General features: G+C 40.9%; 15 protein-coding genes and 2 pseudogenes. 8 read left to right on the forward strand and 9 right to left on the reverse strand.

All coding sequences use genetic code 11. From position 1 onward, the window contains the following. Positions 1–20 precede the first annotated feature (20 nt). Positions 21–263 (forward strand): hypothetical protein, encoded by a 243-nt coding sequence (locus MN210_RS07170; RefSeq protein ID WP_338411943.1) that lies wholly within the window; start codon positions 21–23, stop codon positions 261–263. A gap of 117 nt (positions 264–380) precedes the next feature. Here the strand turns inward: MN210_RS07170 and MN210_RS07175 are convergent, their stop codons facing one another. The 3 genes and pseudogenes from MN210_RS07175 to MN210_RS07180 all read right to left on the reverse strand — a co-directional run bounded on the left by MN210_RS07175 (position 381) and on the right by MN210_RS07180 (position 2,736). Continuing rightward, a complete protein-coding gene (locus MN210_RS07175; protein WP_338411944.1) occupies positions 381–1,580 on the reverse strand; it encodes an IS256 family transposase in 1,200 nt (399 codons plus the stop codon). A gap of 67 nt (positions 1,581–1,647) precedes the next feature. Beyond that, positions 1,648–1,821, reverse strand: a pseudogene (locus MN210_RS13315) (ATP-binding protein); the annotation flags it as partial. A gap of 411 nt (positions 1,822–2,232) precedes the next feature. Continuing rightward, positions 2,233–2,736, reverse strand: a complete 504-nt coding sequence (locus MN210_RS07180) for a hypothetical protein (RefSeq protein WP_241878041.1) — start codon at positions 2,734–2,736, stop codon at positions 2,233–2,235. A gap of 244 nt (positions 2,737–2,980) precedes the next feature. Between MN210_RS07180 and MN210_RS07185 the strand changes: the two genes are divergently transcribed. Then, positions 2,981–5,743, forward strand: a complete 2,763-nt coding sequence (locus tag MN210_RS07185) for an AAA family ATPase (RefSeq protein WP_338411945.1) — start codon at positions 2,981–2,983, stop codon at positions 5,741–5,743. After that, positions 5,743–6,915: an McrC family protein gene (locus MN210_RS07190; RefSeq protein ID WP_338411946.1), complete on the forward strand. Its 1,173-nt coding sequence runs from the start codon at positions 5,743–5,745 to the stop codon at positions 6,913–6,915. Before MN210_RS07185 ends, MN210_RS07190 begins: the two co-directional genes overlap by 1 nt. Here the strand turns inward: MN210_RS07190 and MN210_RS07195 are convergent. The 5 genes from MN210_RS07195 to MN210_RS07215 all read right to left on the reverse strand — a co-directional run bounded on the left by MN210_RS07195 (position 6,883) and on the right by MN210_RS07215 (position 14,243). Further along, on the reverse strand, positions 6,883–7,143 hold the full coding sequence (locus tag MN210_RS07195) for a hypothetical protein (protein WP_241878044.1): 261 nt from the start codon (positions 7,141–7,143) through the stop codon (positions 6,883–6,885). The two genes, MN210_RS07190 and MN210_RS07195, sit on opposite strands and share 33 nt — an antisense overlap. Before the next feature lie 104 nt (positions 7,144–7,247). After that, positions 7,248–7,802 carry a hypothetical protein gene (locus MN210_RS07200; RefSeq protein WP_241878045.1) on the reverse strand — a complete coding sequence of 185 codons (555 nt, stop codon included), beginning with the start codon at positions 7,800–7,802 and terminating at the stop codon, positions 7,248–7,250. Positions 7,803–8,533: 731 nt separating this feature from the next. Continuing rightward, positions 8,534–9,739: a VENN motif pre-toxin domain-containing protein gene (locus MN210_RS07205; RefSeq protein ID WP_338411947.1), complete on the reverse strand. Its 1,206-nt coding sequence runs from the start codon at positions 9,737–9,739 to the stop codon at positions 8,534–8,536. A gap of 499 nt (positions 9,740–10,238) precedes the next feature. After that, positions 10,239–10,628 (reverse strand): hypothetical protein, encoded by a 390-nt coding sequence (locus MN210_RS07210; protein WP_241878048.1) that lies wholly within the window; start codon positions 10,626–10,628, stop codon positions 10,239–10,241. A 12-nt stretch (positions 10,629–10,640) separates the two neighbouring features. After that, positions 10,641–14,243: a hemagglutinin repeat-containing protein gene (locus MN210_RS07215; RefSeq protein WP_338412834.1), complete on the reverse strand. Its 3,603-nt coding sequence runs from the start codon at positions 14,241–14,243 to the stop codon at positions 10,641–10,643. On the opposite strand from MN210_RS07215, the gene MN210_RS07220 reads away from it, so the two are divergent. After that, positions 14,124–14,387: a hypothetical protein gene (locus tag MN210_RS07220; protein ID WP_241878051.1), complete on the forward strand. Its 264-nt coding sequence runs from the start codon at positions 14,124–14,126 to the stop codon at positions 14,385–14,387. The two genes, MN210_RS07215 and MN210_RS07220, sit on opposite strands and share 120 nt — an antisense overlap. Before the next feature lie 185 nt (positions 14,388–14,572). Here MN210_RS07220 and MN210_RS07225 read toward each other — a convergent pair whose 3' ends face one another. Beyond that, on the reverse strand, positions 14,573–15,100 hold the full coding sequence (locus MN210_RS07225) for a peroxiredoxin (protein WP_011960609.1): 528 nt from the start codon (positions 15,098–15,100) through the stop codon (positions 14,573–14,575). A 193-nt stretch (positions 15,101–15,293) separates the two neighbouring features. On the opposite strand from MN210_RS07225, the gene xseA reads away from it, so the two are divergent. From xseA to ggt, 4 genes and pseudogenes are all read left to right on the forward strand, one after another. Then, entirely contained in the window at positions 15,294–16,820 is a 1,527-nt protein-coding gene (gene xseA / locus MN210_RS07230; protein ID WP_338411948.1) for an exodeoxyribonuclease VII large subunit, read from the forward strand. A gap of 79 nt (positions 16,821–16,899) precedes the next feature. Continuing rightward, positions 16,900–17,109 (forward strand): annotated as a pseudogene (gene xseB / locus MN210_RS07235) (exodeoxyribonuclease VII small subunit); the annotation flags it as partial. A 207-nt stretch (positions 17,110–17,316) separates the two neighbouring features. Then, the gene (locus tag MN210_RS07240; protein WP_338411949.1) at positions 17,317–18,510 is read left to right on the forward strand and encodes a glycerate kinase; all 1,194 of its coding nucleotides are present in this window, start codon (positions 17,317–17,319) and stop codon (positions 18,508–18,510) included. A 109-nt stretch (positions 18,511–18,619) separates the two neighbouring features. Beyond that, positions 18,620–20,473, forward strand: a complete 1,854-nt coding sequence (gene ggt / locus MN210_RS07245; RefSeq protein WP_338411950.1) for a gamma-glutamyltransferase — start codon at positions 18,620–18,622, stop codon at positions 20,471–20,473. Positions 20,474–20,487 lie beyond the last annotated feature (14 nt).

The following is a 20,487-nucleotide window of genomic DNA, read 5'->3' on the forward strand; positions in this document are numbered from 1 at the left end:
AGAGAAAAAGAGAAATAAAAATGAAAATACTCAAATCAATAGATAGCTTTTTTACTAAGACCGCTACGGTGCTAGATCAGGCCGCTAAGGACATTGATAAATCAACTGAGGCTATGCTCGAACGCGATGAAATAAGGCATAACAAAGTATTAGAAGAACATGAAAAAATAAGGGAACAGTTAGTCATTGACGGTGGCTATGAATCTGAAGAAGCTATGGAGATTGCAATTAAAAAAAGAAGAGACTACTTAAGAGGTAATTAAATAAACATCAGCTTATAACATCTATCTGTTACTTACTAATGAAAGAACCTGCCTTTGGCAGGTTCTTTTTATTAATTTGGATAGCCAGAGGACGTTCAAAACTCTGTGTCAACTAAATTAAAGACGCATCACCGAATCTAATCGACCAGGGAAATAGATAGACAGCTGCATCATTGTCTGTCCCCAATTACTAATCGGCATCGTCCACTTGGCACTGGCATTTAACATACCAACATACAACAATTTGAGCAAGCTGGTTTCATTCGGGAAAGCGCCTTTGGTTTTAGTGAGTTTACGAAACTGACGATGTACCGCTTCCACCTCATTGGTGGTATAAATAGGCTTTCTGACTGCTTCAGGATATTTAAAATAGGCAGATAGCAAATGCCACTTGTCCCGCCAAGACTTAATCACCGCCGGATACTGATCGCCCCAAACAGCCTCTAAATCATCAAGAGCCAGTTCAGCTGACTCCTTATTAACTGCCTTATAAACAGGCTTTAAATCGCGCATAAAGGCTTTTTGATCACGACTAGCTACATAACGGATACTATTACGGATTTGGTGAATCACACACAGCTGTACTTCTGTATTGGGGAAAATGGCATTGATGGCTTCAGGAAAACCCTTTAGGCCATCCACACAAGCGATGAGAATATCTTGTACGCCACGATTGTGTAAATCTGTGAGCACAGATAGCCAGTAGTTTGCCCCTTCGCTTTCAGAGCAGTACAGACCAATGAGTTCTTTTTTGCCTTCGGTATTAAGTGCCAATAGCGTGTAAATGGCTTTGCTGACATAGCGTCCTTCGTCTTTGACCTTGTAGTGAATCGCATCAAGCCAGACAAACGGATAAACGCTGTCGAGTGGACGAGATTGCCATGCTTTAAGCTGCGGTATCAGCTCATCAGTGATGCTACTGATGGTGGCCTCTGAGACCTCAAGTTGGTAGATCTCAGCAATGTGGTGGCGTATGTCACGGTAACTCATGCCATGAGAAAATAGCGATAGGATGCGGCTGTCGATCTCAGCGGTGAGTTTAGTTTGATGTTTCTTGACCAACACAGGCTCATATTCACCGTTACGATCTCGTGGCGTTTCAAGCTCGAAGCTGCCTGCCGCTGATTTGACGGTCTTTTTGCTGTAACCGTTACGACGGTTGCTTGTAGAACTTTGTTCAAGGTGGCTTTGTATTTCGGCATTTAAGGCAGCTTCGGTGAGCTGTTTGATGAGTGGAGCTAGTACCCCGTCACTGCCTGTGATAGGTTTACCTGCTTGAATGCCTTTTAAGGCTTCGTTAAAGTCAAAGTTTTGCATGGTGTCATTCCTTATTTTTTACATAGTTTAGGGGAATGACACAGAATTTTGAACACTACCGCACTGACTACTCAAGAGGGCTTTTTGTTCTAATTATCATGGCTTTAATGAGTTCCTCCCTACTCATTCCATTACCATTGTCTACAATTGAAACTTTCACAGCTAGGTCAGCCTCAAAGATGATCTCAACCTTGCTTACTCCCGCGGTGATATTCTTATCAATGACGTATGCCAATGCAGTATCTAATTTATATCCATTATCTCTTTAAACTACATAAGATGCAGCGTTTGGTGGACTGTGGATCATGAATGATATTCTTTTCACCTTCCCTGAGCGACGTGCTATCAATATACCTAATTTCACTAGCGCCTCTTCCTAACGAACTGCATATTATTAATGAGCCTAGTTTAGGTCTATATCGTTATTTTGCCCCTATGAAGCGTATTGATAATACGACAGATAGTGTCGCATTTAAGTTCATGGATGTATATTTAGTTATAAAAAAGCCCCTATACCATATATTAGTATAAGAGCTATGAGCGTGAAATCTTCACAAAACTATTTTTAAACTATAAGTTGCTAGTTATCAATGTTTTATTTGCCATTTAATACAAGCGTAAACTAAGAATGATTTATGAGCATATGAATGGCTTAAAAATCCCTACTTAATTCCTTAAATTTAGGATCGTATCTATAACAAAATGGTCCACTTTCATAATCATACGCATCTCTATAGGCACTTATATTCCCTTTAAAACAAAATTTGTTTGAATTCACATTAAAATCAAACTCGAGATTATCACCTTTACTATTAACTTTTACCAAATTACCTCTACTATCGCTAGCTTTTAAAAAGCTATGCATCATTGGAGAAACCATTTTAGTTTTGGTGTCCATCAACACTATCCTATACCCCGTATCTGGATCGCTTGATTGAAAAATATAAAGTATTTTATCTTTATCAAAATTAGGCTTACGTGTCTTTAAAACTTGAGCATAGGTTTTTAGTCGCTTATCAGTGCAGAAATCTTCATCATCATAATCAAAACCACAATTATCTACAGTGACGCCATATTTCTTTACTTTTGCATTTGCATTAGTCACTAATAAGGGAATAACCAGAGTGCTTGCCAAAATCAAACCAAATCTTTTCATATTAATCTCTTTTAATTTTTAGGCACCATCGATGCCAGACAGATACAATTGAAAGATATCCTAAAAGAATACTAAATTAATTTCAACAGATAATGCCAAGTACCATATGAACATAAAAAGCGACATATATTATTGCCAATATAAAGCTTTAGGCTACACTATTAGCTGAACCTGTCATACATTACTATCTTGTTTATTTATACAAAACCGAATAATCAGTTCATCATATTTTCGAGCACTTAACATGCAAGTTATAAAAACCACAGAAAATGACTATCACACGCCAGCCCTCGTAACAAAAGAGGAATGGAAGCAGATTTTATCTAATAACGAGCTTATGAGGCGCAATTATACTGACTCATTAATTGCTTTTTATTTAGAGGATGGACATGAGTCAACCTGCAAAAACTTGAGTGAAAAGTACAATAAACATCACAACTTCTTTAATGCCAGCATTTCTCAATTTGCAAAACATGTCCAAATGCATCTTAATAGATTTAAAATTCAAGACAAGGATGGCAACTCTATCTACTGGCGTATAGTTATGGTAGGTAAATATAATGAGCAAAACCTATTTGTATGGACCCTACGAGATGAGCTTGTAGAAGCGATGGAAGAGCTAAACTTTGTTGAATCAAATATTGATGATATGGAAATTACTTTGAATAACAATCAAGCTAAATACACATGGATACCAGCATTTAAGGCCATTTCAGAATGGTTGGTTGACTTTGAGGATAAACAAGAGCAATTAGTTGATATTCTAGCCAATATTGGCATAGATAAAGGCTTTGAAGATGAAGCTATTGAAGGTAAACGAATTAAGCTAACTGAAATAGACCCATTTACTTTCCTATCAGCATTTATGAAGTTTGGGATAGTAAGACGTAGACATTACTTCAAAAACTTAATAGAAATGTATCATATTGACGCTCCTATTCCTGAAGATTTCGATGGTGTTCCAACTGCCCAGGCTATGGGTCTATGGTTCTTTCCTTTTAAGTATCGAAGAAGTGAACATTCTATCCCTTCACTATGGAAGCTATTTAAACAAATAATGGACGGTGATGTTGATGCCAATTTATTTGACTCAACTCTAGATATACCAGGTACTGGATTCACAAAGCTTACACAAAGTCTTTTTTATGTAAAACCAGAGAGTTACCTACCAATTGACAGTCAAACTAAACCATGGCTTACAGCCAATAAAATTCAAATGCCTGATAATTGGGGAGCCTATCAAAAAACCTTGGAGCAGGTCCGAGCTACTAGTGGAAAGCCTTTCTATCAAATCTCATATGAAACCTGGCTAGAAAATCAAACAGATAAGGAAGTCAGTATGGTTGCATCCGTGACTACTGACTACGATCTTCAATATGAAGAGAAGAAACTTGCGCCCATTCCCCTAAACCGCATCCTATATGGCCCACCTGGTACCGGTAAAACCTACACAACTACTGAACTTGCCGTAGAATGTGTAGAACCAGAATGGTATGCGAAACTGCTTTTAGATGACTTGCCAGAATACCAAAAACGTAAATTAATCAAACAAAAATATGATGACCTGATCAGTAAAGAGCGAATTGCGTTCACCACATTTCATCAAAGCTTTGCCTATGAAGACTTCGTCGAAGGTATTAGACCTACTGTAACTAAAGAAACAGATGACCAATCAAACATTAGTTATGAAGTAACTCCAGGAATATTTAAAAAATTATGCAGCTTAGCTAGTCCGAATGCTAAAGAACAAACTGGTTCAACTCAATCTGTAGATATTGAGGGTAAGAATATATGGAAACTATCTCTAGGCAACACCTTAGAGTACGAGGGTGAAGAAGTATATAACGACTGTCTTAAAAACAATTACGTTCTACTGGGTTGGGGCGATGATATAGATTTCACAGGCTGTGATATTCGAAAAGAAATTATATCTAAGGTTGAAAAAGCCCGTAATATCTCCTTAGCAGACGACCCCTATAACTACCTTATCACCGCGGTTAATACCTTCAAAAACATTATAAAAGAAGGTGACTTAATCATTATATCAGATGGTAACCATAAGTTCCGTGCCATCGCTGAGGTGACAGGCGACTATAAGTTCTTGGAAAACCAAGTCAGCACCGGTTATCAACAGTCGAGACCGGTTAAGTGGTTACGAATTTATGATAACAGTCTTCCAAAAGAAAAGCTGTTTGAGAAATCCTTATCTCAAATGTCTCTATACAACCTTAAAGATGGCACCATTAATAGAGATAAATTAAAAGAGCTACTAACCGTAGAATCAAATACAGACAGCTTAGAGAAACCCCACCTACTCATCATTGATGAAATCAACCGAGGTAATGTTTCACGTATCTTTGGCGAGCTAATTACGCTTTTAGAGCCTGACAAACGCAAAGGCGGTAGTGATGCACGTGAGGTGACACTTCCCTATTCTAAAGACAAGTTTTCAGTTCCCTCTAATCTCTATGTACTAGGCACAATGAATACGGCTGATAAGTCTTTAGCCCAGATCGACTTTGCTTTGCGTCGACGCTTTGAATTTATTGAGCTTTTGCCAAATCCTAATCTTCTAGCAGATATTGAGATATTTGGTATTAATGTTTCCGACTTGCTGACAATAATGAACCAACGTATTGAAGTCTTGCTAAACCGTGAGCACACCATAGGTCATGCTTACTTTTGGTCCCTAAAAGACCTAGACTCAGATGATGCTCTTGAGATAGAACTGGCCAATATATTTGAAAATCGCATTATTCCGCTACTGCAAGAATACTTTTTCTCTGACTGGGAGCGTATTGGGTGGGTCTTAAATGATCCTGCTAAAAAACCTGAACATAGATTTATTAAGGTAGGAAACTTACAACCCAATGTCGCAGAGCTCTTTCATAGTAGTGTGACAGCTCAGGTTATGGATAGACGTTATCGTATAAATAAAAATGCCTTTAGTCTACCTGAAGCCTATACTGGCATTGTATTCGTTGATACTCATACTCAGGCTGACTAATGATTAATATCATTCAAGTTAGAGAGTATGCGCGGCTTACTACAGATACTTCAGCCACTTCGAGTTTAGACTTAGGAATCATTAGTAGTGACACCTTTAGTTGGCTGGCAAGTCTAAGTGAACAGCCAGGATCCGGACGCTTTATAACTTTTGAGAAGCCTGATTGTCTCAAGCTACATTCATATGTAGGCTATTTACAAAGTCCTACTGGCGAGGGGATCGAAGTACTTCCTAAAACTAGCATTTTTACCAAACAGGATACTAAAAAAAGCCGCGCGATATTATGTAAGATGCTTTATTCAGCACTGCATTTACCTTATAAAGAAGCACACTCAGCAACGCTTAATCGAATGGATTTACCTATACATGAGTGGATATTCAACCAATTCCTAAATCATTTAAATAAGCTTGTTGCTTCAGGCTTAAGGTTTGACTATTTACGCATAGAAGAAGAAAGTCGATATATTCGAGGACAATTGAATATGGCCGTACAGCTGCGTCAACCTGCTGGACGGGACCATTTATTTCATATCAGTCACGATATTTATCAGCCGAACCGCCTTGAGAACCGTCTTATTAAGTCGGCCTTAGACTACATACAAGCCAATTGTCGTAGCCATGTTAATTGGCGACTGGCTAATGAGCTATCTCATATTCTAGAGCCTATTACTCCACTTGCCCGCCCACTAAGTCTTATGCCTAAGTGGGGAACTAATAAAACCCTTCAAAACTATCAAGTAATTAAACCTTGGTGCGCACTAATTTTAGAAAAGATGAATCCAAACTTTCAAAAAGGCAAACACCAAGGTATTTCTTTACTATTTCCTATGGAGCGTATATTTGAGGAGCATGTGGCCGCATGTTTAAACAAACGAATAGCACCACCTCTACAACTAAAAACTCAGGCGGCTAGTCGTTATCTGATTGAGGCAAAGGATGATATTTCTGACAGCCATAAAAACCGCTTTATGCTAAAGCCTGACCTATTAATTAACCATTTGGGCAAGCCACGTTATGTGATGGATACCAAGTGGAAGATTATAAACTCATCAAATAGTCAGAATAACTTCGATATAAGCCAAAGTGATATTTATCAAATGTTTGCTTATGGACATAAGTATCTAGCTGGAAAAGGCGATCTAGTGCTTATCCTCTCGCAGTGTGATCCTTAAAATAATTTGCAGGTAAGCACTCATAAATTGCCAAGCACGGCTTTTACTATCTACTGCGCCATATTTTTTATAAAACAGTATGAGCATATATGAAACGGCCCACTCTTCAATCTTTTTAGCTTTAACGATCTGATCTGCTATGTTATTGCACTCATTAACCGCGAAAACCATTTCAACTGATTCAGAAATAAAATCAATATTCAAAGCAAATTTTGGGTTTAAGCTCACAGCATAAATAACCAAGCTCTGTATTTTTAGGCTAGCAGGAGCGTCCTCAGGTATCAGTTTATCTAGCGCTGTTCTCAACTTATCCTTGTTAACACTTGTCATCATTAATTCACCAGCCAGTCCATATTCATTGGTAGACCTACCAAGCTATCTTCAATTGCCGTCTTAGATTGTTGGTATTCAAAACTGGTCTTGGTTATACCAGCAAAGCTGCAATAGTTATCGACCGTCAGATTATCAATATCCATCAATTTACAGATAACAGATTTTGGAGCCCTCTGTTTGAGTGCTTTAAATAACTGTGGGTGATTCATATCTTTTGAAGATACTAACTTTACTACTTCCAACCATGCCAGCAATTGAATGTCTTGAATGCTTTCTGGCGTAACTAAACAAGGATACTTATCTGAACTTCTGGATCTCAATATATTATCGACCCTAGCAAAATCGTTAACAAAATACAGTGTGCTATCACTTCTCGCTATCAGCCTTATAGGTGGTCGATAAAATTTGTCTAAATTGAAAAAGTCTATTTGAGTACTTCTGGATTTAAATCTCTGCCATAGAGTGAGTGCATCTTCAGCATGAGGGTGGATAAGAATCTTAACTTTGCTCAAATCAATAAGTTTTTGACTTGGTTTTAAATTAATATTTTTCATATTTCTATATATTTAATGAATTATATTCATGTTATATAGAATATACCTAAGTGTCAATATCACTAGTTTTACAGTTGTTAAATTTGCATAATTAAATAATTTTTATCATTGTCTCAACCTTATAGCATTCATGAAAGAAACGCGCAGCCCATTAATATGAATGAGTTACGCGTTTTTATGTTTATTGCACTTTTATCTAGGTGACATGATAAAACTTAGGGTTTGTCAATAATAATGCACCTAAAACTACTACTATCCATTTTAATGGTCTGATATTTTTATAAAATTTCATACCCCACCTGATATAGAATTAAAATACTTTTATAATCCAACTATGTTGGGTCTTAGTTAAAATAGAAATTGTAGCGACTAAATATCATATAGTCGCTAGGGTACATTGTTTTAAGAATCTTAATTGATTATAGTTTGTCTATTCTAATAGTATTTTTTATTTACTTAGGATTGTCTAAGTCTTCTCTAATAATCTGCCGGACCTTAACACTAAACAACATAATTGGTACTAGTACTAAAAATATCAGTAAGCAAAATATCAAATCTTGTTTTAAAATCTCTAATGTCATGTTGTGTTTTTGATCTGAAACTATCTTACTTAAAAATATACCTAAGACGAATATAAAACATTTAATACTAGCAGTTAAATAAGGATGGCCTTTAACTCTCCACATTATAATAACTGCTGTACAGACCATAATTATGACTGTAACCATATATTATTTATCCTTATCTGTTATTTTTTGAACTGATTTACTACCAGCTTGATTCATCATAGTTTGGTTTATAAAAATAACATTACCCGTTGTATTTTTTAAGTTTTTAGGCAAATTCATAAAACTTACAGGTTTTGAATTCGTAGCTTTATTCATTGCCCCTCCATAAGCACCAGTTGCTGCACCAATAGCACCTTGAGCTGCAATTGGTCCATAATTAGGTTTACATACTAAACAGTTCATTTTTTGGCGTCCATATTCCATTCCAGCTGCAGTTGCAGCTCCTTTTATAGCTGCTCCGCCTACTGATGGAGTTGTTGAAGGAGCCGTTAATAACAATCCTCCTATTTGAGGAGTGCTTGCAACAACTACACCTGTGGTAGTAATTTTTCTAAATTCTGCCTGTTGTTTTAGTGCTTTAGCTTTGTTTGGATCATTAACTACATGACTCATTGTTTCAGGCATAATTACCTCTAAGAAACCATTATCCTCAACCGCCACCTTAGCCGTCTCACCCGCATTCACTGCATCAGTAATTTCTCCAGTGGTAGAACCAATAGCCACCCCTGCTAAGGTAGTGATATTGCTAATAGTATCCTTTTGTTCAGCGGTTAGCTCACTTGGTTTATCTACTTGATATATATACTTAGACAGTAGGGTAGCAGTGACCTCTCCTGAGCTTGCAGATATGCCACCTGTTAAGGCATCGTTACCTGTGGCAGCACTGACCGCTGCACCTAATAGTGCGTGTGCTAACAGATGCTCAGGGCTACCTTCGCCTGCTAGATTTGTATTATTTGCAGCATTGTCCAGATCATTTTCTTTAAATACTTGTCCAATTTGATAAGCTACTTGTGGACTTACCGCTTTGGCAACATAACCTGTTGCACCATTTGTGTTCGGCCCATATAACGCACTGCTGATACCGTCAAAGAGTAAGGCTTTTTGTTGTACTTTGTCAGCTTGTTTTAAAAGCTCATTTCTTGCTGTGAAATTGCCTAATGCTTCTTGCTCTTTAGCTGCATCACGAAGTTCTTGCTCATCTTTATTAAGCTCAGCCTTTATCTTGCGACGCTCTTGATCAAAAGCCCTCGTAATCTCAACCTGAGCACCAAGCTCCTCATTAACGGTACTCGCATCAAAGCTATTTTCAAGTGGCTCATTTAAGCTTTCTTTGGTAGCTGTAGTGACATCAGAATGCCCTGCCATACCTGTTACACCAGCTTTGGTTGTTCTGGTTTGATTGTCGCTATCTGTACCATAGCCAATACCGTTTAAACTGGCTTCAGGATTGGTATCTTTGGCTTTACCAATACTAATACCAGCAGCTATGGCTTTAGCATCATAGTTGCTATGGTTTTGGATATCTGAAGTCTCTATGCCTTGAGCAAAGACGGTTTTGTTATCGTCAGCACTGGCTGTGGTGTATGCAGCTCCTTTAATGACACCTTTACCGCCGACATTTAAGTCAGCTTTCTGAGTATAAATAGCCGTTTGTTCAGTGACTGCTGCATAATTTGCATTTATGTTAGTCTTACCGCCATTAATAGATATGCTGTTTGCTTGGGCATTGCCTGATAAATCTATATCTGCACTAAATCCTGCGTTCTTTTGTTTGCTGTCGTTGCGTTTATCTAGCTCTAAAAAAAGCTACAACATACTCTATGTCGTAGCTTTTGAGTAATAGAAACATTGAAAAGTCAATTCATTACTTTAGAAAAGTCCGATTAATCTCTTCACCTGTAATAACCTCATCAGTTTCTTCATAATCTTCTGGTTTATCATAATCATAGTCAATTTCGAACTTTCCATCAGGATATAGAGTAAAGGTCAAGCCCCATATTCTATCGCCTGTAAGATTTATTAAATGATCTCGGAGATAGATTGCAGCATCATGCTCTGATATTAAAATCTCACTTGGTAATTCCCTATATTCTTCAATAACTTTTTTACTAGAATAGATGATTTTTTCAGACCGTGACATTTTATTGAAAATTTCAGTATTTAAGACTAATTTATCCCAAGTGTCATTACCAACATGCTTTAAAAGTGCTTTTGCTAAGATATGGTATGCCTCATTTTCATTAGATATACTCATTCAAAGACTCCTTTACTGTTCAAAAATATATGGTGATTTTGCTTTTCCATCTACTTTAATATTAACGATGAATTTACTTGGTCTGCTTGAGCTAGAGTTAGCATAATCCAAATCAATCTTTATTGATACAGACTTACCTGCTTTCAACTCATTCCTTACTTCATTTTCCATTTTTTTCCAATCACCTCTATTCAATGTGCGTGCTTGCGGAACCATATTTATTCTATCACCTGCACCGCCTAATGAGCTTGCAATTAAATGACCACCATCATCCCCTGTTGCATTCTCAGCTTTACCTGTATTTCTTTGCTGATTGGTATTCCTGTCCATCTTGTTTAATGATAGCTCACCTTCAACCTTATTCACTCGACCTCTACTATCTGTAATATATGTATGCCCGTTAGAAAGTTTATACTGTCTATTCGGTTTAAATGTTGATTGATTTATAGACCTATCCCAATTACCTTTTGATCCTGCTGGAACACTTATGACAGGCTTAACATCTTCACCTTTATTGACCATATTTATTAGATTAGCACCAGATGTTTGAGTCACTAATCCTTTAGATTGCAATGTATTAATAGCGTTCTGTAATACTTGCTTCATTTGATTCAGGTTACCTGAAGCTTTTGCTGATTTGTACGCAGCCTTAGCACCATCACCTAACAATGGCACAAGTCCAGCAGAGGCGAATATATAATCTCCAACGTTTTTAGCTTCAGAAAAACCTTTAATATCTCCAATAATAGGAATAAAGTCAGTTCCAATCAAAATGTATTTTTGATTTCTATTTATAAATTTTCCAAGAGGTCCATGATTCATCTCCCACGTTTCTCTAGCAAGCTCAGCATTGGTCTTTCTCTTCATGCCTCTACGTAAGTCAGAATCATGATTATCCTCAACCGCCACCTTAGCAGTTTCACCCGCATTCACTGCATCGGTGACTTCACCCGTGGTAGAGCCAATAGCTACCCCTGCTAAGGTAGTGATATTGCTAATCGTATCCTTCTGCTCAGCGGTTAGCTCACTTGGTTTATCTACTTGATATATATACTTAGACAGTAGGGTAGCAGTGACCTCTCCTGAGCTTGCAGATATGCCACCTGTTAAGGCATCGTTACCTGTGGCAGCACTGACCGCTGCACCTAATAGTGCGTGTGCTAATAGATGTTCAGGGCTACCTTCGCCTGCCAGATTTGTATTATTGGCAGCATTGTCCAGATCATTCTTTTTAAAATACTGTCCAATTTGATTAGCCACTTGTGGGCTTACTGCTTTGGCGACATATCCAGTTGCACCATTTGTGTTCGGCCCATATAACGCACTGCTGATACCATCAAACAATAAAGAGTCTTTTTGTACTTTATCAGCTGCTAATGTTTTCTTACGTGCTTTCCCGTAATCTTTATTGTCTAATGCTTCTTGTGCTTCATCACGAAGTTTTTGTTCTTTTTTATTAAGCTCAGCCTTTATCTTGCGACGTTCTTGATCAAAAGCTCTCGTAATCTCAAGATCTGCTTGGACTTTACTACCCACTTTATTAGCATCAAAGCTATTTTTAAGTGACTCATTTAAGCTGTCTTTGCTTGCAGTGGTCACATCAGACTGCCCTGCCATGCCTGTTACACCAGCTTTGGTTGTTCTGGTTTGACTGTCACCATCACTGCCATAGCCAATACCGTTTAGACTGGCTTCAGGATTGGTATCTTTGGCTTTACCAATACTAATACCAGCAGCTATCGCTTTAGCATCATAGTTGATATGGTTTTGGATATCTGAGGTCTCTATGCCTTGAGCAAAGACGGATTTGTTATCCTCAGCACTGGCTGTGGTGTATGCAGCTCCTTTAATGACACCTTTACCCCCAACATTTAAGTCTGCTTTCTGCGTATAAATAGCCGTTTGTTCAGTGACTGCGGCATAATCGGCATCAATGTTAGTCTTACCGCCATTAATAGATAGGCTGTTTGCTTGGGCATTGCCTGATAGGTCTATATCTGCACTAAACCCTGCGTTCTTTTGTTTGTTATCATAGACGTAGGTATCTTGTAGACTCTCCATGTTTAAGTCGCCAGCAACTTGTCCAGTAAGCTCATCAGTAGTGAGCACACCCCCTGTTATATTGACATCATTACCGATATCAAAGGTAGTGGTGCCTCCAACATTAATATGGCTATTGGCATAAGTAGTGCCGTCACTATTGGCATGTCCTTTAGCACCACTGGCATTGGCGGTGATACCAAAGCTTGCACCCTCGCCACTTGGGTTGGTAGAGGCATATACACCCGCTCCAAAGCTTGAGCTTTTGTTGTTGCTACGGGTCTGCTCGTTTTGGGCAACTCCATTGATATTAAAGTCGTTGTCGGCTTTAAATAAAGCATTGTTCGCAACGCTAATATCACTGCCCTTAATGTTAATATTGCTGTCTTTGCCACCACCTGTTGCGATAAGTGCCAGATTATTGGTGGTGATACTTGAGCCTTGGCTTTGCTCATTATAGCTTTGTGAGTTTGCTTGTGATTTGCTACTACCTATTGTGGCTTGTATACGTGTGTTGCCTACATCTTTTAGGTTGCCTTCGCTTAGGGCATTTAGCGCTTGACTGCCTTGTTCATATAAGGCTTCGGCTTTAAGTCCTGCACTGATGGCAGCCAAGCCTTTCATGCGAGGGCTGCTGGTATTGCCTGCGGCATCGATAAGCTTGTCGATGTTTTGAGCACTATCAACTAGGGAGTTTGAGACGGAGACGGTAAGACCGCTTTGTTTGAATCTCTGTTCGCTTTGGTTAGCATAGACGTCCATGACGTTGTCAATGTCGATGTCACGGGCTTTGATAACAGTGTTGCCTCGGTCTTTATCAGTGATGTCTTTACCACTGTCCTCGCCCATTCCTGCAATGAGATGACTGCCGGTTTGTTGGTAGTGATTACCCGCTTCTATGATAAGGTTGCCGTCTATTGCGCCTATGGTGCTTGCGGTGTGGGTCAGGGCAGTTTGGGTGTTGTCATTTTCTGTTTTTTGTTTACCTAGGGTTAAGCCAAACCCGCCTGAGCTAAAGACGCCTGATTTCTTAGTGCTGCTCTCACTGGTTGTGCTTGAGGTGTTTTGTGCCGCTAGGATGTCAACATTATTGCCAGCTTTTAGGTAGGTGCCATGGTCACTGATGGCATTGGTGGCGGTTAGGCTTAGGTTGTTATCGGCATCCATGATGATTTTGTCGCCTTGGATGTCATTGCTAATCGCTGTATCGCTTTGAGAGTCAAATCGGTTTTGGGTGGTGGTTTTACTTAAGAAGCCTCTGTTAGTGGTCTTATTGGCTGTGCTTAGGTTTTTGGTGTGACGTCCTTCGGTTAGGGTGATGTCCTTACCGGCTTTTAGACCAACTGTGCCATTATCTGAGTTAATAGTGACAGCTTTGCCTGTGCTTTTACCACCAGAGATAATAGTAACATTGTCAGTACCTGTGATACGGCTACCTATATCACGGGTTTCACCTTGTTTAAAGTAGTTGTTAGCATCACTGACAGCATTGGTTTGGTAGCCAGTATTAACAGCATTAAGGTGGGTGTCTCCTTTGGTGTTGATACGGGTACTACCGCCTTGGTTGTCCAGGATGCCTGCATCAAAGGTGGTGTTGCCACCAACATTGGCATTAAAGGTGATAAGTGGGTTGCCGTTTTCGTCTGTTTGACCTTTAAGGGTGTCACCAACATAGATACTGGCAAGCTGACTGATACCGGTTCGACTGCCAAAGCTTAAGCCTTGTGCCGAGCTGGTGCTGTTGTAAACACCCCATTCTCAATACAACATCTTCGTCTACTAATTAATATATTCTCGTACTGCAACGCTTATAATTCGTTTAATATAAAAAAACTGCGTTGCCTTAATAAAGACAACGCAGTTTCATAACACTTGGCGTTTTGTCACTTAAAAATCAGCGTGATTTATTTCTGGCTTTTTAAGTACTCTAACATAGTATCGGCATCTGATACTTCAAATGGATCAGTTGGGCAGTTGTCATCGAAACCTGGCTCCATAAATACTTGTTTGATTTCTTTATTATCGACATACATCGAATAACGCCATGAACGCATACCAAAGCCTAGGTTGCTCTTATCAACCAACATACCCATTTTACGAGTGAACTCACCGTTACCATCAGGCAGCAAGAAAACATTTTCACGGCCTTGCTTCAAGCCCCACTGGTACATAACAAACGCATCGTTTACTGATACGCAAACAACCTCATCTACACCTAACGCTTTGAACTCATTGTAAAGCTCTTCGTAGCGCGGTAAGTGACTGGTCGAACAGGTTGGTGTAAAAGCACCCGGCAAGGAGAACACAACTACTTTTTTATTGGCAAATAACTCATCTGTGGTTAAGTCATACCATTTAAATGGATTTTCTCCACCGATAGATTCGTCACGGACACGAGTTTTGAAGGTTACATCAGGTACATGGGTAATCATTCTTATCTCCAATTTAGGTTTTGTGTTTTTGTTGTCGAATTACTGCGGTTATATATTAACAGTTTTAACAGTCTGGGTTCAAATCTTTAGGGCATACCTTATTTATCAGGCTATAATACCCTCTGTGTTTTTCTCACAAGTATCGCCTTCACAGTTTTGAACCTTAACCTCTTTTTTGATATAGACTGATATTATGCCTAAGCCAGACTTATCTCGCCTTGATATACCAGACTCGGACAATATCGACTTTGATACCCAAGACATAAAAAGCGAGATGCTCATCGATCCGATTGACGATGAATTAGAAAATACCGTGCTTAGGCTCAGTGATTATTTAGCAGCCGTTGAGCTGGTGGTTAAAGAAACGTTTCGCCACAGCGTTTGGGTCAAAGCTGAGATTCGTAATTTATCCAGCAAAGGTGGACATTATTACTTTGAGTTGGCTGAAAAAGATGACGAGGGCAAAGTTATTGCCAGTTGCCGCGGTAACTTATGGCGTTTTAAAGCGGCCAGAGTATTGACCAAGTTCGAGCGCGCCACCGGCATGAAGCTTGACAGAGATGTCACTGTTTTACTCAATGTGAGCGCCACCTTCCATCCTTTATATGGCTTTTCGCTAGCCATTAATGATATAGATCCCAGCTACACTTTAGGCGATTTGGCGCGTCAATATGCCGCCATGCTTGAGCAGTTAAGCGCTGAAGGACTCTTGAATTTAAATAAGCAAGTCCCGCCACCATTTGATATCGAGCATGTGCTGGTTATCGCCCCTGAAAAGGCCGCCGGTCTGGGTGATTTTCAAGCTGATGCCAATAGGCTTGAGGACACAGGTGCCTGTCACTTTCACTATCATCACGCCACTTTCCAAGGCAATCATGCCCCCAAAGAGATCCGCCATGCCATTACCAAAGGCATGCTTGTCTTCAAAAAACAGTACGAGCGACTGCCCGATGTCATGGTCATTATCCGTGGTGGTGGCGCCGTTGGTGACTTAGCCTACCTTAATGATTATGAATTGGCCGCTTTGGTTGCTGAGCAGCCCATTCCCGTCTGGGTCGGTATCGGTCACGAGCGTGACAATGTCATCTTGGATGAGGTAGCGCACACCAGCTTTGATACCCCGTCTAAAGTCATTGCCGGTATCACCAATCACCTTGCCAGCCTAATGCAGCGCACCCAAGACTATGCCGATGCCATTCAACACATCAGCCAGCAGCAGCTTAATCAAGCGGCAATGGCCACCGAACGTCAGTTTAGCACCATTCAAAATTCAAGCAGCTATAACCTGCAGCGCTGGCAACACTTAAGCGACTCGCATTTTAATAGCATCAAGCAGCATGCCAAGTTTGAGCTTCGTGAAGCAAGTATGACGGCCAAAACCAATATGCAGCGTATCCAGCAGCTAAGCTATAGCCATTTATCTCGTGCCAATGCGTCAATGAACAGCCTGTATCAAGCCCTCAAAAATAGCAGTTATAAACGACTCGATGATGCTGAAAGGCAAGTACGTTATTACCAACAAGTGGTCTTAATTCAGAACCCAGCCCGCTTACTTGACCAAGGCTATGCGTTTGTCCAAAACTTGGATAATAAATACCTAAGCTCGGTAGCTACTGTTGAAAAAGGTGACTTTTTGAAGATTGCTATGAGTGACGGTGAGCTCAAAGCGGTGGTCTATGAGGTTACCACACTTCCAAATGTTGAATCTGACCAAAGCTAATTGATGCTTATTGACTCTTTTGCTCTTATCTTAATGCTTAATATATTGTAAATCTATCAACCCCTATAAGGACTTTATTATGGCCACACGTACCCGCAAAAAAACCACGCCAAAAACATTTAAAGAAGCCTATCAAATTCTAAAGATTAATGCCGAAGAGCTGCAAAACTCAAATGAGCCCGATATTGATAATCTGATGAATACCGTAGAGCAATCTATCGCCGCTTATAAAGTATGCCAAGCACGCATTGAAGCGGTACAGCAAGCACTTGATGCAGCCTTTGATGAAGATGGGACAACCGCTGATTTGCAAAAAAATGCAGACCCTGCTTTAAAGCCGGATGCAAAGACAAACTCAGATCAAGAGGTACAGACTCAAGTTTCTGAGGAGGATGCTGAATAAGGGGCAACGATATTGGATGATCAGTCGTTTTAAAAGCGTCATCGACATGACCAAGTTTTATTATCTATTTGTCTTTTGAGTACCCCACTGCCCATGAATATTTTAATTGCCCCTGACTCATTCAAAGAAAGCTTAGACGCCATTGGTGTGTGCCGTGCTATTCAAGAAGGGTTTAGCCAAGTTTATCCTGAAGCCAATTACACCCTATTACCTTTAGCCGATGGCGGCGAAGGCACCTCTGAAGTATTGTCTTATGTACTCGATGGACAGTGGCGAGAGATTGACGTGCATGATCCGTTAATGCGCGCCATTACCGCCAAATACTTGCTCACCGCTGATGCCACTGCCGTTATCGAGATCGCTGAAGCTTGCGGACTGCATTTATTGGCAGATCATGAGCGAAATCCACTCATCGCCAGCAGTTATGGCGTGGGAGAAATGATCCTCGATGCCATTAACCAAGGGGCAAAGCAGATCTTAATTGGACTTGGCGGCAGTGCGACCAATGATGCTGGCACAGGTATGCTACAGGCTTTGGGCGTTAAGATCTTAGATGCGTATGGCAAGCTGTTGCCGCCAGGGGGTGCCAGCCTTATTCATACTCACAGTATTGACCGTACCGCGCTACATGTATTGTCTGATATCAAGATCACTGTCGCCTGCGATGTGACCAGCCCGCTATGTGGCTCTACGGGTGCCAGTCATGTCTTTGCACCACAAAAAGGGGCTACCCCTGAGCAAGTGCTAAGCTTAGATCAAGCTTTATCGCATTTTGCTGATGTGTGTCAAACCCAGAGCATCTGCGCCGATAGCTGCCGTGTCTCTGCAGGCGCAGGTGCAGCAGGTGGACTTGGCTTTGGGCTAATGGCTTTTTGTGCCGCTGACTTAAAATCCGGCTTTGATACCATTGCTGATGCGGTGGCCCTAGACAAGCACTTGACCACAGCAAGCTTAGCCATTACCGGTGAGGGTAAGCTTGACTCACAGACTGCTATGGGTAAGGTGGCCAGTGGCGTGGCCAGACAAGCTCGAGCACATAATGTACCGGTAATGGCAATTTGTGGTAGTGTGGATCGTCATTATTCGTTACACTCAAAGCCGAGTGCCAGCGTTTGTGCTGACTCTAATGCCAAAGCATTTGCCATGTTACCTTTTGATGTGGTTGTGCCCAGTATTCAAAAACTAGACAGCTTAGATAAAGTCATGGCTGAAGCGTATTCTAATGTGGCACATACCGCTTATCAGTTAGCGGTTACTTTAAAAATTGGCCAACAGCTCAACCTATAGTTTGGTTAACTTTAATGAGAGTTTAATGAGCTTTTAATCAACTTTGCCATTGTGTCATATCGCGCCAGCATGACCGCATCAAGCCACTCATGGAAGAGAGGATTGTTCGATGAAAAAACACCCATTACCGTCTTATCACAAGCTGGTTACCGCTTTAGCGTTATCCAGCTTATTAAGTTTCGGATTTGGCTCAACTGCGGCGGCTGACACCCAAGCGCTACAGATCTTTGAAACCAAAACCTTGAAAGCCCTTCCCCCCTCTAGCCAGACAACTGCTCTTAAACCCACGAGCACCACGGCAAGCTTAGATGACACTGCTATATTTTCACCCGATACCATTCACCACCCGCTATGGGCAAAAAATGGCATGGTGGCATCTCAAGAAGCACTGGCTTCAGAGATTGGCTTGCAAATCCTCAAAGATGGCGGCAATGCAGTAGATGCCGCCGTGGCTGTCGGCTTTGCATTGGCAGTCACCTTACCGCGCGCAGGCAATATCGGTGGTGGTGGCTTTATGATGATTTATGATGCCAAAACCGGTAAAACTGTGGCTCTGGATTATCGTGAAAAGGCGCCGATTAAGGCATACAAGGACATGTATCTGGGCGCAGATGGAGAAGCAGACGCTGAGCTGTCTCGCTATCATGGTTTGGCTGTTGGCGTACCAGGTACCGTGGCAGGCCTGGTCACAGCACTTGAGCAATTTGGCAGTATGCCGCTAAGTAAAGTCATGGCACCCGCCATTGACTTAGCTGAGAATGGCATTGAGGTGACACCTGGCCTGGCTGATTCATTGAACGCCTTAGAGGACAGACTAAAAAAATGGCCCAGTACGGCTAAGATATTCTTTAAGCCCGACGGCAGTGCTTATGACGTCGGCGAGCGTTTGTATCAGCCACAGCTTGCCGCCTCGCTTAAGCTCATTGCCAAACAAGGTGCCGATGGATTTTATAAAAGCAAAACAGCACAGCAAATCGTCAAAGCAGTTAATGAAGCAGGCGGTATCATGAGCCTACAAGACTTTGCTAATTACAAAGCGGTGATGCGTGAGCCTGTACGTGGTACCTACCGCGGCTATGAGATTGCCTCTATGCCACCACCATCATCGGGGGGTGCCCACATTGTGCAGATTCTTAATATCTTGGAGGGTTATCCGCTTAAGGACTATGGGCAAAACAGTGCCCAGACCATTCATTTAATGTCTGAGGCGATGCAATTGGCCTATGCAGATCGTGCAGAGTATCTGGGTGATTCAGACTTTATCGATGTTCCCCTATCTGGTATTACTTCTAAGGCTTATGCTCAGAAGCTTCGAGCAAAGATTAATCCCAATAAAGCCACCCCTGCCAGCCAAGTTAAGCCGGACAACCCTGTCCCTTACGAAAGCGATGAGACCACGCACTTCTCTATTGTCGATAAATATGGCAATGCGGTGGCCAATACCTATACCCTAAACTTCTCTTATGGCACCGGCCTAGTCGCTGAAGGCACAGGGATCTTATTAAACAACGAAATGGATGACTTCTCGGCCAAACCTGGTACCGCAAATGCTTATGGCTTATTGGGTAATGACGCCAATGCTGTTGCTGCCAGCAAGCGTCCGCTGTCCTCTATGAGCCCGACAATAGTCTTTAAAGACAATCAGCCTTACATAGTGACTGGCAGTCCAGGTGGTAGCCGTATTATCACCACAGTGACTCAGATAATCTCCAACGTCATTGACCATGACATGAACATTGCGGACGCCACTCATGCTCCGCGTATCCATGATCAGTGGATGCCGGATGAAATTCGTATTGAAAAAGCGCTTAATGTGGACACCATCCGCAAGCTTGAATCCATGGGCCATAAGATATCTCCAAAAGAGACCATGGGCTCTACTCAATCCATCATGGTAACCTCAAAAGGCAAATATGGGGCCACTGATCCAAGACAGGTAGATGCTGCAGTAGTGGGCTACTAATCAGCCACTAATTA

The sequence above is a fragment of the Psychrobacter raelei genome (assembly GCF_022631235.3).
GTDB classification, from domain to species: domain Bacteria; phylum Pseudomonadota; class Gammaproteobacteria; order Pseudomonadales; family Moraxellaceae; genus Psychrobacter; species Psychrobacter raelei.

Excerpts from the sequence above, each read along its gene's own strand:
- MN210_RS07170 (WP_338411943.1), top strand. The coding sequence starts at position 21 with ATGAAAATACTCAAATCAATAGATAGCTTTTTTACTAAGACCGCTACG.
- MN210_RS07190 (WP_338411946.1), top strand. The coding sequence starts at position 5,743 with ATGATTAATATCATTCAAGTTAGAGAGTATGCGCGGCTTACTACAGAT.
- MN210_RS07200 (WP_241878045.1), bottom strand. The coding sequence starts at position 7,802 with ATGAAAAATATTAATTTAAAACCAAGTCAAAAACTTATTGATTTGAGC.
- MN210_RS07240 (WP_338411949.1), top strand. The coding sequence starts at position 17,317 with ATGAATATTTTAATTGCCCCTGACTCATTCAAAGAAAGCTTAGACGCC.
- MN210_RS07205 (WP_338411947.1), bottom strand. The coding sequence starts at position 9,739 with ATGGCAGGGCATTCTGATGTCACTACAGCTACCAAAGAAAGCTTAAAT.
- MN210_RS07185 (WP_338411945.1), top strand. The coding sequence starts at position 2,981 with ATGCAAGTTATAAAAACCACAGAAAATGACTATCACACGCCAGCCCTC.
- MN210_RS07210 (WP_241878048.1), bottom strand. The coding sequence starts at position 10,628 with ATGAGTATATCTAATGAAAATGAGGCATACCATATCTTAGCAAAAGCA.
- xseA (WP_338411948.1), top strand. The coding sequence starts at position 15,294 with ATGCCTAAGCCAGACTTATCTCGCCTTGATATACCAGACTCGGACAAT.
- MN210_RS07180 (WP_241878041.1), bottom strand. The coding sequence starts at position 2,736 with ATGAAAAGATTTGGTTTGATTTTGGCAAGCACTCTGGTTATTCCCTTA.
- MN210_RS07225 (WP_011960609.1), bottom strand. The coding sequence starts at position 15,100 with ATGATTACCCATGTACCTGATGTAACCTTCAAAACTCGTGTCCGTGAC.
- ggt (WP_338411950.1), top strand. The coding sequence starts at position 18,620 with ATGAAAAAACACCCATTACCGTCTTATCACAAGCTGGTTACCGCTTTA.
- MN210_RS07175 (WP_338411944.1), bottom strand. The coding sequence starts at position 1,580 with ATGCAAAACTTTGACTTTAACGAAGCCTTAAAAGGCATTCAAGCAGGT.